Annotated in this window: 11 protein-coding genes and 1 rRNA gene; 8 read left to right on the forward strand and 4 right to left on the reverse strand. The window is 35.7% G+C overall.

Translation table 11 applies throughout. The annotated features are described in order from the left end of the window. Positions 1–39 precede the first annotated feature (39 nt). From gerLA to DN393_RS25610, 3 genes are read left to right on the forward strand one after another with little or no spacing between them, the layout of a single operon-like run. Complete coding sequence (gerLA, locus tag DN393_RS25600) at positions 40–1518, forward strand: spore germination protein GerLA (RefSeq protein WP_095205680.1); 1479 nt, start codon at positions 40–42, stop codon at positions 1516–1518. Then, positions 1519–2643 carry a spore germination protein GerLB gene (gene gerLB, locus DN393_RS25605; protein WP_064477054.1) on the forward strand — a complete coding sequence of 375 codons (1125 nt, stop codon included), beginning with the start codon at positions 1519–1521 and terminating at the stop codon, positions 2641–2643. Continuing rightward, positions 2627–3793: a Ger(x)C family spore germination protein gene (locus tag DN393_RS25610; protein ID WP_064477053.1), complete on the forward strand. Its 1167-nt coding sequence runs from the start codon at positions 2627–2629 to the stop codon at positions 3791–3793. Before gerLB ends, DN393_RS25610 begins: the two co-directional genes overlap by 17 nt. 211 nt (positions 3794–4004) lie before the next feature. Here DN393_RS25610 and DN393_RS25615 read toward each other — a convergent pair whose 3' ends face one another. The 3 genes from DN393_RS25615 to DN393_RS25625 are packed head-to-tail and all read right to left on the reverse strand — an operon-like array spanning position 4005 to position 6359. Continuing rightward, positions 4005–5405 (reverse strand): nucleoside recognition domain-containing protein, encoded by a 1401-nt coding sequence (locus tag DN393_RS25615; protein ID WP_064477052.1) that lies wholly within the window; start codon positions 5403–5405, stop codon positions 4005–4007. Further along, positions 5383–6105 carry a FeoB small GTPase domain-containing protein gene (locus DN393_RS25620; RefSeq protein WP_064477051.1) on the reverse strand — a complete coding sequence of 241 codons (723 nt, stop codon included), beginning with the start codon at positions 6103–6105 and terminating at the stop codon, positions 5383–5385. Before DN393_RS25620 ends, DN393_RS25615 begins: the two co-directional genes overlap by 23 nt. Then, positions 6102–6359, reverse strand: coding sequence for a FeoA family protein (locus DN393_RS25625; RefSeq protein ID WP_000252989.1), 258 nt, complete (start codon positions 6357–6359; stop codon positions 6102–6104). The genes DN393_RS25620 and DN393_RS25625 overlap by 4 nt, the downstream gene beginning before the upstream one ends. 509 nt (positions 6360–6868) lie before the next feature. Here DN393_RS25625 and DN393_RS25630 point away from each other — a divergent pair. From DN393_RS25630 to DN393_RS25645, 4 genes are all read left to right on the forward strand, one after another. Next, on the forward strand, positions 6869–7771 hold the full coding sequence (locus tag DN393_RS25630) for a phosphate ABC transporter substrate-binding protein PstS family protein (RefSeq protein ID WP_149174069.1): 903 nt from the start codon (positions 6869–6871) through the stop codon (positions 7769–7771). Between the two features lie 71 nt (positions 7772–7842). Next, a complete protein-coding gene (gene pstC, locus DN393_RS25635; protein WP_000676675.1) occupies positions 7843–8733 on the forward strand; it encodes a phosphate ABC transporter permease subunit PstC in 891 nt (296 codons plus the stop codon). Between the two features lie 2 nt (positions 8734–8735). After that, the gene (pstA, locus tag DN393_RS25640) at positions 8736–9656 is read left to right on the forward strand and encodes a phosphate ABC transporter permease PstA (protein WP_149174070.1); all 921 of its coding nucleotides are present in this window, start codon (positions 8736–8738) and stop codon (positions 9654–9656) included. A 135-nt stretch (positions 9657–9791) separates the two neighbouring features. Continuing rightward, a complete protein-coding gene (locus DN393_RS25645) occupies positions 9792–10316 on the forward strand; it encodes a P-loop nucleotide/nucleoside kinase family protein (RefSeq protein WP_000465765.1) in 525 nt (174 codons plus the stop codon). A 44-nt stretch (positions 10317–10360) separates the two neighbouring features. Here the strand turns inward: DN393_RS25645 and DN393_RS25650 are convergent, their stop codons facing one another. Continuing rightward, positions 10361–13405, reverse strand: a complete 3045-nt coding sequence (locus tag DN393_RS25650; RefSeq protein WP_149174071.1) for an efflux RND transporter permease subunit — start codon at positions 13403–13405, stop codon at positions 10361–10363. Between the two features lie 737 nt (positions 13406–14142). On the opposite strand from DN393_RS25650, the gene DN393_RS25655 reads away from it, so the two are divergent. After that, a 16S ribosomal RNA gene (locus tag DN393_RS25655) occupies positions 14143–14254 on the forward strand; the annotation flags it as partial.

Below are 14254 nucleotides of genomic sequence, written 5' to 3' on the forward strand. Positions count from 1 at the left end.
AGCGGAATCTAACTAAAAACTTGTTGAAAAGGAAGTTAGGTGGGGGAATTGTTAGAGTTAAAAGGTAACTTATTTGAAGTTATGAAAGAAATTAGGGATGAATTAGGTTCGCCTAATGATTTAACAATTAGGGAAGTTGCCCTTGCGGGTAGTTTTACACGCTGTGCGGTTATTTTTTTATGTGGGTTAACAGATAAGGATAATGTTTATAAATATGTAGTTCGTACACTTCAATATGAAGAAGTACAAAAAGAAGAAGCTGTTGTTCAAACATTATTGGATCGTTTTATTTCTATTGCAGAAGTCGGTATGAAGACAACGTTTCCAGACATTATAAATGCAATTTTAGCAGGAGACACAGTTATATTAATTGATAATATTCAAACCGCTATTGTCATTAATAGCCGAGCATGGGAAAAAAGAAGTCTAGAATCTCCAGTAACAGAAGATTTAATACGTGGACCAAGAATTGGATTGAATGAAGATATTAACGTAAATAAGATGTTAATTCGCCGCAGCTTACGTGATCCGAAGTTACGGTTTCGATCCTATATTATGGGGAAGCGATCGCAAAAAGAAGTAACTTTAGTCTATATAGAGGATATTATTAACCCTTATATTGTAGACGAATTAGATCGACGGCTTCAATCAATAGTGGCAGACGTTATTCTTGAGACAGGAACGATTGAGCAATTAATTCAAGATAATAATTTATCACCATTCCCGCAATTTTTGAATACAGAAAGACCTGATAATATAGTGGCTGCGCTAGCGAAAGGAAAAGCGGCCATTTTAGTGGACGGATCACCATTTGCTCTTATCGCTCCACTAGTGTTTGTTGATATTTTTCAATCTGTAGAAGATCATTATGAGCGCTGGGTAATTGGTACGTTATTAAGAATTTTACGTATGGGATCAGGTATTGCTGCTGTTTTACTACCTGCCACGTACGTAGCGCTTGTTTCGTATCATCAAGGGCTTATTCCCTCTAAATTAGCTTATTCTATTGCGGGAGCGAGAGAAGGGGTACCATTTCCGGCATATATAGAAACGTTAATGATGGCATTAACGATGGAGTTAATACGAGAAGCGGGAATTAGGTTGCCAAAACCGATGGGGCAAACAATTGGGATTGTAGGTGGTCTTGTAATTGGAGAAGCTGCGGTGAACGCAGGGATTGTAAATCCGTTTTTAGTAATTATTATTGCAGTTACTGCAATTGCTACATTTTCACTGCCTGTATATAGCATTACGATTACGTTTCGGATTTTACTTTTTGTCTTTGTTTTAGCGGCGACTGCTTTTGGACTATATGGAATTATTTTAGCTCTTATTGCACTTGCGATTCATATTACGAATTTAAAGAGTGTTGGGGTGCCATATACAACGCCTATTGCTCCTGCATTTTATAAAGATTGGGAAGAAGAAATGATCCGCTTGCCAAAATCAATGTTGAAAGAAAGACCAGAGTACTTACAAACGAAAGATTCTACAATACGTCCAAAGGAGCGAGAGTAATTGAAACCATTTGAATATGGGGATGAAGAGATTGGATCTCGGGAACTTGGTTTTGCGGTATCGTCAACAATTATCGGTATAGGTGCATTATCTATGCCGCGAGATATTGCTACGCAAACCTTATTTTCGGACGGTTGGATTATTTTGCTTTTGGGTGGATTAGTCTGTGCGGTTTTAGGGTGGTTTGTAACGAGGGTAGCTATTTTATTCCCAAAACAAAACTTTGTTCAATATACGAGTGCACATTTGACGAAGCCTGTTGCATACACAATTAGTAGCATTTTAGTATTAACGTTTGCTGCTTTGACAGCATATGAATCGCGAATGATTGCAATTATTTCACAAACCTATTTATTTAGTGATACACCAGTGCAACTATTGTCTTTCTTTTTCCTATTAGTTGTTATTTATGGAATAGCAGGATCGAGAGCGGCTTTATTAAGGCTAAACGTTTTGTTTTTACCTATAGTTTTAATTGCGATAGTGCTGCTTTCTTTATTGAATATAAATTTAATGGAAATAAATAATTTACTACCAGCTTTTCAAACGGATGTCAGTCAATATGCTGTAGGAGTTAAAAACTCTATTTTCACATTTATCGGATTTGAGGTAGCTCTGTTTTATGCTGTGATGTTGAACGATAAGTCAGTGAAAAAGGCACCGATGGCAGTTGCAAAAGCGGTGATGGTAAACGTGTTGTCATACATTTTAATTTATGTAACTTGTATTAGTGTTTTTACATATATGACAACACGTGGATTGACATATCCAACAATTGAACTAGGGAAAGAAATTGAAATTGGTGGGGGGTTTTTAGAAAGGTTTGATGCGATTTTTTTTACTACTTGGATTATTACTATTTATAACACTACAGCAATGTATTATGACGTCGCATCTTTATTGTTTTGTGCTATGTTTCCGAAAGTGAAGAAACATATTTTTATTTTCGTAAGTGCCCCGATTATTTTTATGGTGAATATGATACCTAGTAGTTTGAATGACTTGTCAAATTACGGAACTTATTTAGCTTGGATAGATATGGGCTTTGTTGTGTTAGCACCTTTGTTAGTTTTTATTGTATATAAAATAAAAAGAAGGAATGGTAGAAATGAAACACCTTCTTAAAATCATAATGCTTATAGTTTTAGTTGGATCTATAAGTGGGTGCTCTGAGTTAGAAGAAATAGAAGAAAGAGGATTTGTAGTAGGTGCAGCCTATGATATTGTGAAAAAAAAGAAAGCGAATCCAATTATGAAAGGGACGTATCAGATGGTACTCCCCAGTAAATTGTCGCAACAAGGTGGGCAAGGTGGTGGAGATAGCGAAAATTATATTAATGTGAGTGCGAAGGCAGATAGTGTCTTTGAGCAAATACGAATTATTGCCAAAAAAATTAGTCGCTCACTATTCTTTCCGCACATACAAGTGATAATTTTTTCTAAAGATTTATTATCGAATCCATATGTTTTACAAAATACGTTAGATGTATATATTCGTGATCATGAGATGAGAAGAAATATACGTTTGTTCGTTTCTAAGAAAAATGCAGAAGCTATTTTGAAGCAGAGCGCTAAGCCTGAAAATTTACCGGCGCAGTATATTGATATGTTAGCTGAACATCCTCCGAAAAATGCTCAAATGATTGAGGCTGCAAGAATTGGTGAAGTTCAGGAAAAGATGATTTCCAACCGAAGCTTCGTATTACCTATTCTTGAATTAACAAGGCAAGGGGTACAAATGAACGGGGCAGCGTTGTTTCGCGGGAAGGATAATAAGTGTGTAGGTAGTTTGAATGGAGAAGAAACATTTGGAATAAATTATATAATAGGTAAGAAAATTGGAGGATTCTTTACCATTCGTAAAAAAGACCAGCTTATTACATATGAAATTCATAAAATGCGTCGAAAGATTAAAGTATCTACAGAAAATGCTACAAAACCGAAGTTCGATATTCACTTATTTTTGGAAGGAACATTGGCTGAGTTGCATTTTAGTGATCATAAACAAATTATGAACGAAAAGCGATTAAAGAAAAACATCACGGAGGAAATGGAGAAGCGCATTCAAAAATCGATTAAGCTTGTTCAAAAAAAATATAAGGTAGATGTATTAGAGTTAGGGGACGTATATAAGCGGCATAATTATAAAGAATGGAAGAAGATAGATAAGAATTGGGATCAAGGTGAAAATTACTTTAGTAATGCTGAGATTACTGTTCATGTTCATCCGACAATTGAGCATTCAGGTTCAGCTTTACCAAAAAGAGTGAAATAAGGTGATGGAAGGTGTTTACTGGATTAGGAATTAGTTGCACAATATTAATGGCAATTCTTCCGGGGACCATATACTTTATTCATAAGAAACTCACAATGTATGGGGCACAGCCTTGGAATACTGATGCACAAAAAAAGAAACCTGAATGATTTCAGGTTTCTTTCGCACAAAGCATATGTGAAGGGGGATACCTTCTATGTATGCTTTGCTTTTATACAAGCCCTAACCAATGTACCAACTGTGTAGAGAGGAATGTCACAACAATGGCGATAACGGTAGGGATTGCAAACGATAAGAATGTCCATTTTGCACTTTTTGTTTCTTTATATATGTTAACCAGTGTTGTTCCACATGGGAAATGAAGAAGTGAGAACAACATTGTGTTTAACGCTGTTAACCAAGTCCAACCATTTTCTAAGAATAGATTTTTAATTTGATTAAAATCGTCTATTTCAGTTAAAGCTCCAGTTGATAAATAAGACATTAATAAAATAGGGATAACAATTTCATTCGCTGGTAGTCCAAGAATGAATGCAGCTAAAATAAATCCATCAAGTCCTAACATTTTAGCGAACGGATCTAGGAAGTTTACAAAATACATAAGTAAGCTTGTGTCACCGATGAAAATATTAGCTAGTAACCAAGTTAATGCAGCAGCAGGGGCAGCTACAACAACAGCTCGTTTTAAAACATAGACTGATTTGTCGAGTGTCGCACGCACAATTGTATTCCAAACCTTTGGCTTACGGTACGGCGGTAACTCAAGTGTGTAGTGAGTTGGCACACCTTTTAAAGCTGTTTTTGATAGTACCCAAGAAACAGTTAATGTCATAATAACACCAATTACAACCATCCCAACTACAACGCCAGCAGTAACTAATGTTTGCATACTACCTGTATAACCAGCAGCCATAAATAATGAAGACATTAAAATTAACATAGGCCAGCGACCGTTACAAGGAACGAAGTTGTTTGTTAAGATTGCAAGCATACGTTCACGTGGTGATTCAATAATACGTGTTGACATAATAGCGGCTGCGTTACAACCAAAGCCCATTGCCATTGTTAAAGATTGTTTACCATGTGCACCGGAGCGTTTGAATAAGCGATCCATATTAAAAGCGACACGTGGTAAATATCCGTAGTTTTCTAATAGTGCGAACATAGGGAAAAAGATTGCCATAGGTGGTAACATAACGCTAATAACAGCACCGATACCACGGAATAAACCAAGTATTAAAATGCCATGTAGCCATTCGGGTGCATGTGCTGCCTGAAACCAAGATGTTAAATATCCTTCGGCCCATCCGAAACACTCAGCAATCATATCAGATGGTACGTTAGCACCTGCAATTGTAAGATAAAAAATAATAGATAAAATACCGAGCATAATTGGAAATCCCCAGATTGGAGATGTGAAAATTTTATCTAGTTTTTCAGAACGATACAATTTATCAGTATTTGTATATTGAACAGACTCTTTACATATGCTTGCAGATGTTCGATAAATATCTCCGACAATATCATCTCGTATATCTTCTTTTGAGAGTGTTTGTGCATGTTGAATAATATAGTCTAATGGAAGAGCTTTACTGGCTGAGTGAGATTCCATTCATTACGACCTCCCTTACAAGCGGTTCATTATGGTGTTTTTGAAGTGTAGTTAAGAAATTTTTATCTCCATCTAATATACGTAACGCAATCCAACGTGCTGGATACGTATCACCGAACACTTTATAAATTTGTGGTTCTAATTCCTGAATCATATTTTCGATTTTTTCACTGTAAGAAATTTTAATTGGTGTTGGAATTAATTTTTTATTTGCTACTTTAGCGATAACACTTAGCAAATGCCCAATACCTACTCGGTTACGAGCAGAAATCTTAACTACAGGTACACCGAGCGATTTTGCTAATTTCTTTTCATCAATAACGATGCCTTTTTTCTCCGCTTCATCAATTAAATTAATACAAATGACTACATTGCTTGTCATTTCCATCACTTGGAGGGCTAAATTTAAATTTCTTTCCATTGCAGTTGCATCTATAACAACTACAGTTACTTCTGGTTTTTCAAATATAATATAATCTCTTGCTACTTCTTCATCCGTAGAATTTGAATATAGTGAGTAAGTTCCAGGTAAATCTATTAATGTATATTTACTTCCGTTATGTTCATATTCTCCTTCAGCTTTTAAAACAGTTTTTCCCGTCCAGTTTCCAGTGTGTTGTTTTAAGCCTGTTAAAGTATTAAATAATGTACTTTTCCCGGTGTTCGGGTTGCCAGCTAAAGCAATACGATGTTTGCTCATCTGAAATCATCTCCTATTAATACCCCGAAAATAAGGGAACTTTCTTCCTTACGTAGTGCGATAGTTGTATTGCTTACTTGATAAGCGACCGGATCTCCAAGTGGACTGCGCTGTAATACTTTAATTGTTGCCCCAGGGATAAATCCTAAGTCTAATAAACGTCGTTTCATAGTTCCTTCTAATTGTATCTTCTCAATTTGTACAAACTCTCCTGTCTTAAATTCGGAAAGTGGTTTTGTATTAGCCGATACCATAAAAGTTACCTCATCTCTATATTGTTTGTTTAAGTTTAAAAAGTTTCCTTAGGTAAACTTTTTGCTAATAATATAGTAGACTACATTGGATGATGCTGTCAATTGGTACTTTAAAAATATTCATTTATTTTTAGAATTGTTCCAATTTATTTAGTTGTACTAAAAAATATTACTGGAATTTTGTTTAATGTAAATAAAGTAAGAGTGTAAAAATTAAAAAATACAATGGATTTGTAAATGTATTTTTAATTAAAAGGGGAAAAGAGTGAAAAACATTTACATTGAATTTACATTGTTAAGAATAAATTTACATTACAGCTTAATTCGTGTGGATTTTGTTGGGTTCTTTAACTATAAATGTTGGGATTCCTAGCTTTTAAGGGTTATTATCGTCATTTACTTAAAATTAAAAATTGCTTAACACTCACATAATATTGTTGTCCTACAATGAATTTGTGTTCGAAAGAAAATGAATTCGAAAAGTGATAATCCAAATGGGGGTACAAGACATGGTTATGAAAAAAGGTATTAAATTTTCTTTAGCGGCTTTAGTGGTGGCAGGAGCGTTAGTTGGATGTGGGAAAGCAGATGATACAGCTAGTAAAGAAACTGCTAAAGGAAGCGATAATACAAAACAAGAATTATCAGGTACGATTGCAGCAGCTGGTTCTACAGCTCTTCTACCTCTTGCGGAGGAAGCTGGAAAGAAATTCATGGAGAAAAATTCAAAAGTTTCTATTCAAGTGCAAGGTGGCGGTAGTGGAACTGGGATTAACCAAGTAGCATCGGGTGCAGTACAAATTGGTAATTCAGATGTTCCATCAGGGGATAAAATAAAAGATGCTGAAAAAGAGAAAGAATTAGTAGATAACAAGGTTGCGGGTATTGCATTCGCGCTTGTCGTAAATAAAGATGTAAAAGTTGATAACTTAACAGTGCAACAAGTACAAGATATCTTCACTGGGAAAGTAACAAACTGGAAAGAGGTAGGCGGGAAAGATGAAAAAATCAACGTAATTAACCGTCCAGCTTCATCTGGTACACGTGCTACATTTGAAAAGACAGTTATGAAAGAAGCGAAAATTAATGATGGAACTGGTACAACACAAGATTCTAACGGTGCAGTAGAGCAAGCAATCAATTCTACTCCAGGTTCAGTAAGTTATTTAGCAATGTCTTACATGGTTGGCGATAAAAAAGGTGCGCTACAAACAGTGAAAATTGATGGTTCTGAACCAAAAGTTGAAAACATTTCGTCTGGTAAATATCCATTCTGGTCTTACGAGTACATGGTAACAAAAGGTGAAGCGAAAGAAGCAACGAAAGCTTACATTGATTATGTAAAAGGCAAAGACTTTGAAAAGCAAGTAGAAGATATGGGTTACATCCCAATGTCTAAATTAAATAAGTAATAAATTTTTATGGGGCTGGCTGCAAGGCCAGTCCTGTTCATTTCAATCTATGAAGTGGGGTCTGACCTGTGATGAAGGGGAAAAAACAAATTAATTACGTAAAAAGTGAATATATAGGAAGATCGCTTGTTACGTTTTGTGGTATTTTTATTGTTTTAATTACATTAGCTATTATTGCGTTTATTTGCGGTAAAGGTATTCAATCTTTTACACAAAGCGGTATCTCATTTACTGAGATGTTAACATCGACAAAATGGAATCCAAATGCTGACGAAGGAACCTTCGGGGCTTTGATTTTTATTGTAGGTTCAACGGTGGTTTCGTTAGGTGCGGTTATTATTAGTGCGCCAATTGCTATAGCTCTTGCTATATTCATGAATTTAATTTCGCCGAAGTTTGGAAATAAAGTATTGAAGCCCGTTTTAGAATTATTAGTTGGTATTCCTTCGGTTGTATACGGATTATTAGGGGTTACGATTTTAGTGCCGCTATTACGTGATTCGTTCGGGGGAGTGGGCTTTAGTCTAATTGCGGGTATTGTTGTATTAAGTATTATGATTTTACCTACTATTGCTAGTATCGCTTCTGATGCAATACGCTCCGTTCCATTTGATTATTTAGAAGCTTCTTATGGTCTAGGATCAACGAAATGGCAAGCGGTTAGCCGAGTGATTGTTCCTGCTGCGAAAAAAGGGATTTTAACAGGTGTTGTTTTAGGTTTAGCGCGTGCTTTTGGTGAAGCATTAGCAGTTCAAATGGTAATCGGGAACACAATTAAATTACCAGAAGGAATATATAGTCCGACAGCGACGTTAACTGGTATTTTGACAATGGACATGACAAATACATTAAACGGAACTGCTTGGAACAATGCGCTATGGACTTTAGCGATGATTTTACTTGTTATTTCATTCCTGTTTATTTTAGTAATTCGAGCGATTGGGCAAAGAGGTGAGCGATAATAATGAATGCAAGAACGGTAAATAAAGTTTGGACAGGTATCTTTTATGTAGTTGCAGCTTTAGTTGTAGCTCTGCTAGTATTCTTAGTGTTTGAAATTCTGCAAAAGGGATGGGGATTTTGGGATCCTAATTTCTTGTTTGGAGAACCAAGTAATACAAGAGCTGGTGGTGGGATTGGTCCACAGTTATTCAATTCCTTCTACATGCTTGTTATAACGCTTGTTATATCTATTCCTCTTGGGTTAGGTGCTGGAATATATTTAGCAGAGTACGCAAAACAAGGGCGCTTTTTAAATTTTGTTCGTTTATGTATTGAGACAATGGCGTCTTTACCTTCGATTGTTGTTGGTTTATTCGGTTTGTTAGTGTTCGTTACCATGACAGGTTGGGGATACACAGTAATGGGCGGTGCTCTTGCTTTAACAATTTTAAACTTACCAGGTTTAACACGTGTTTGTGAAAATGCGATTTCAGAAGTGCCTCATAATGTAAAAGAGGCGAGTCTTGGATTAGGTGCAACGAAATGGCAAACAATTGCTCGTATTATTATTCCATCGTCATTACCGCAAATTATTACAGGTATTATTTTAGCGGCGGGTCGTATATTTGGTGAAGCGGCAGCGTTAATTTACACAGCGGGTTTAACATCCCCGATTTTAAATTCAGCAGCGGACTTCTCAAGTCCTGCGCATCCTTTAAATCCATTTAGACCAGCTGAAACGTTAGCGGTTCACATTTGGAAGTTAAATTCTGAAGGAGTTATTCCGGATGCGAAGTTGATCGCGACAAAATCTGCAGCTGTATTAATTATTATGGTGTTACTATTCAACGTTATTTCACGTTTGGTAGCATCTATATTGCACAAACGTTTTACAGGGACGAAAAGAAAAAGTAAAACGACGAAAAAAGTAAAAGCGGCATAAATTATAAAGAGGAACTCTCTATTTATAAGTAGGGAGTTCTTTTTGTATTTTAATATAGAAGGAATGGATGTAATGATTGTTGAATTTGTAATTGATTATATAGATGAATAGGTACAGATGAGAGGAGAAGTTAATTTGTTTTTTCTACAAATGTCAGGTTTTCCTGGATCGGGAAAATCGACAGTTTCTAAGTATATAGCGAAGTTAACAGGTGCTGTAATTGTAAATCATGACGTTTTGAAATCGGCATTGTTACAATCATTAGAAATGAAAGGGGTTGAATCGACAATTGTTGGAGGAGTATCATACGATGTTGAATGGGCATTGATTGATTCTTATTTAGAACAAGGGCATAGTGTTATATTGGATAGTCCATGTTTATATGAAGGGATGGTTGAAAAAGGAATGAAACTGTCTAATAAACATGGTGTGAAATATAAATATATTGAATGCTATCTTAATGATATGGAGGAGATTAATAATAGGTTACAAACACGTAAACGTATGGTTAGTCAGATTGGAAAAGTGGATTCGGAAGTAGCTTTTAAAAAATGGTTAGATGGTAGTAAAAGACCTTTAAATAGTGAATGTCTTATTGTAGATTCTGGTAAACCTCTAGAGCGATATGCTCAAAAAATGATGGATTATATCAGTAAGTAGAGAAAAAGGCGTTATCTTCGTTCTTGAAGATAACGCCTTTTTCTTTAAATATCAGGTGTTTCTGTAGAAGTGCTTATTTTTCTACGAGAGCGTCTTTTTCTCCCGATTTTATCTAATAGTTCATACATAACTGGAACGACTACTAATGTAAGAACGGTTGAGACTGCTAAACCACCGATGACAACGACGGCAAGACTTTTTGATACCATGCTTCCTGCTTGCGATTGACCAAATAGGAGAGGAAGCATAGCGACGATTGTCGTTATAGCTGTCATAATAATTGGACGTAATCTAGTGGAACCCGCTTCTAGTAAGGCTTCTCTTGTTTCCATGCCGTGTTCCCGATTTTGTTGCACTCTTTCTATTAATACAATAGCGTTTGTAACGACAATCCCGATTAACATTAATGCGCCGATTAAGGAATTTACATCAACAGGTGTTCCTGAAATGATTAACCCTAAAATACCGCCAACAACAGCTAATGGCAAGGAGAACAAAATTGCAAAAGGAGCGCGCGCCTGTCCGAAGGTGATAACCATAATTAAATATACAATCCCGATTGCAATCCCCATAATTTTGAATAAATCTGTGAAGTTCTCTTGCATAGATTCAGTTGCACCTGCAATAGTTACTTTTGCGCCGCTAGGTAAATCTAAGTTAGCTATCGTTTCATTTACTTCTGCACTTACTTTACTTAAATCTTCATTTGAGGCCTCGGCAGTAATTTGAATCGTTTCTTTTCCGTCTTTATGGAAGACTTCTGTTTGAAGTTGCTTTTCTGAAATAGTTGCAATGTCTTTTAAAGGAATTGGTCCATTGATAGGTGATAGTATGCTTGTGTTTAAAATGTCTTCTTGTTTAGTAATGTTTTCTTTTTTGTGTTCTATTATAATAGTTGTTTTTTCATTATTGATTGAAACTTCACCAATAGGTGATTTCTTCATAAGGAGTGCTACTTGTTGTGCTGCTAATTCTGGTGTTAAGCCTAGTTGTTCGGCCTTTGTTTGATCAACATGGATTTGCCATTCTTTCTTAGAGTCTTCTAAATTTGTTTTTACTTTAGAGAGAGCAGTCATATCTTTTAGTTTTGTTTCGACGATAGTAGCAGCCTCTTTTAAATTCGTTTCGTTAGTAGCTGTTACGTTGAATTGCAAATTGTTGCCACCACCAGAGCTTGAATAACTCGTTTTTATATAATCTAGTTCAGCAGGCTCAAAAGCTTTATGTTCTTTCTTTAACTCTTTAATATATTGATCAATATCAGAGCCTTTCTTGAAGACTACAAATATACTGGCAAGATTATTTTTTGTCGTTTGCCCCCATTGTGCATCTTCTGCGCTAGATCCCATTCGTAAAATAACATCCGTTACATCCGAATTAGAAAGTAATTTCTTTTCGAAATCGAAGGCTTTTTGTTTTTGCGTTTCAGGAGCGTAATCAGCTGGGAAAGTCATATTAATAGATAACATTGTGTCGTCTTCAGATTTTATGTTCGCTTTCGGTAGTAATACATAGGCTGCAATCGATCCTGCGAATAATAAAAAAGCAGTAAGTAGAATAATGAATTTATGCGAAAGAGCCCACTTTAATGTAGCGACATATCGTGGTGAAGAACTTGGCTTTTTGTGCTTTGTTTTTTTGAGTAGTAAAAAAGCCATAAGTGGAACAACTGTTAGTGCAACGATTAAGGATGATAGTATAGAATATACAACTGCTAATACCATAGGTAACATTAATTTTCCGATTACTCCTGATACGAGGCCAATAGGTAAGAAAACAGCGACTGTTGTTAAAGTAGAAGAAGTAATTGCGACGGCGACCTCTTTCGTTGCATCAAGAATAATATCTTTAGAGAAAGATTCTTTTTGTAAACGACGGAAAATATTCTCGATGACAACGATACTATCATCAACGAGACGTCCAACTGCAACTGCTAAACCACCAAGCGTTAAGGTGTTAAGTGTGATGTTAGATTGGTGTAGTAAAAAGAGTGTTAATAAAATAGATAATGGAATACTGACAACGGCGATGAGTGTCGTTCGGAAGTTACGCAAAAAGATTAAGATAATTAGAGTTGCAGCAATTGCTCCAAGAATTACTTCTTTGCCCATGCTAGTAACAGCATTTTCAACTTGCTCATGAGTTGAGGCTAAAAGTTTAATAGAAAACTGATCTTTATATTGTTTACTTATATCTTTGATTTTCTTATCGATTTCCTTTCCGATTGTAACTGCATTTTTACTTGGCTCTTTCATGATGATCAATCCGGTTCCTTCTTCTCCGTTTATATGCGAGATTGTATCGTAGTGTTGTTTAAGTTCGATTTGAGCCACATCTTGCAATTTTACTTGAGGTGCAACGGTTATGTTTTTAATATCATCTACATTTTTTATATCCCCAATGACACGAAGGTTATATTCTTCTTTATTAACGGTAATTGCTCCAGCTGGAGTGGAAGTTTCTTTTCCTTGTAAAACTTTTAATATTTGTTCTGTTGTTACGTTTTTATCTTTTAATTGGTTTGGGTCTAGTATGATAGATAATTCAGAGGCTGATTTTCCGAAAAACATAACGTTGGCAACACCATCAATGTTTTCGAGTTGTGGTACGATTTCTTTTTCGATTTGTTTTTCATCTGCTTTTGAAAATCCGTTTTGCTTCTGGATAGCAATTTGAGCGAGTGGAATCATAGAAGTATTTAATTGGCTAACTATGGGTTTCGTTGCATCTTTAGGTAATTTAATTGTGTTAATGGCCTTTTCAACCTCGCGTGCCGCGTCTTTCATGTTTGCTTTGGATGTATACGCGATATCGATACGTGATAATCCCTCGTGCGTAGAAGAGGTGATGCTGTCGATGTGTTCTAAATTGCGAAATTGTTTTTCGAGGGGATCAGTTACTTCTTTTGTCATCGCTTCAGCATCGAGCCCTTGAGATAAGGTTGTGACAGTGACTGCTGGATTATCGATGCTTGGTAAAAATTCCATAGGTAATTTAGATCCGGAATAAACGCCAAGTACGGAAATGAGAAAAACCATGATGATAACAGCGGCGCGGTTTTTTAATGAAAACTTTGTTAACCTATCCATAAAGTAATTCCTCCATTGGTTTATTTATAGTTGAGTACGTCCTTTCTTACTATATAACAAAAAATGGATATCTTTCATTAATTAAATGTAAAAAAATTCTAACAATAATCTTAAGTTAATGTTTTTGTTGGAATTTCGTTATTTATTCCGCTATTCGCCGAGCGATAAGATTATTACCTAATCGAGCTGTCTGTAAACAACCGATTCGTTCAATTAATAGTTTGTGTGGAGGAACAAAACTAAAAATCGGCATGTTTGCTTTATGTAGGAAGTGGTGAATCTATTTTTTAAAAGGTTGGATTGATTTGTTTTGTATATTGTTAGTCTATAGAGAAGTAAATGATCAAGGCTTTAATATAGAAGAGAATGAAAAGCTAGGAAGGGGTTATGAAATACAGTTTGGTTAACTAGAGTGTATTGGTATGCAATTTAAATAGCTGTTTTCCATAGATGGGATGAGGTGTCTCTATATAGAAGAAAGTAGGATGGATATTTTTTTGTTTTTTTAAAAAAAACACTTGTTATTTAAAAATCATGATGGTATATTAATAAACGTCGCTGATGCGGAAACGCAGAAAACGACAAAAAAGAAATTTTAAAACTTAGTTGACATCAAAAAACGAAGATGTTAATATGATGAAGTCGCTTCTGGAGCGACGGACAAGTTCTTTGAAAACTGAACGAAACAAACAACGTGAAACGTCAATTTTTATTTTTAGATGCTAGACAAACTAACTTTATTGGAGAGTTTGATCCTGGCTCAGGATGAACGCTGGCGGCGTGCCTAATACATGCAAGTCGAGCGAATTGATTGAGAGCTTGCTCTCGAGAAGTTAGCGGCGGACGGGT

This window comes from Bacillus sp. BPN334 (assembly GCF_008368885.1).
In the GTDB taxonomy this organism is placed as follows: domain Bacteria; phylum Bacillota; class Bacilli; order Bacillales; family Bacillaceae_G; genus Bacillus_A; species Bacillus_A wiedmannii.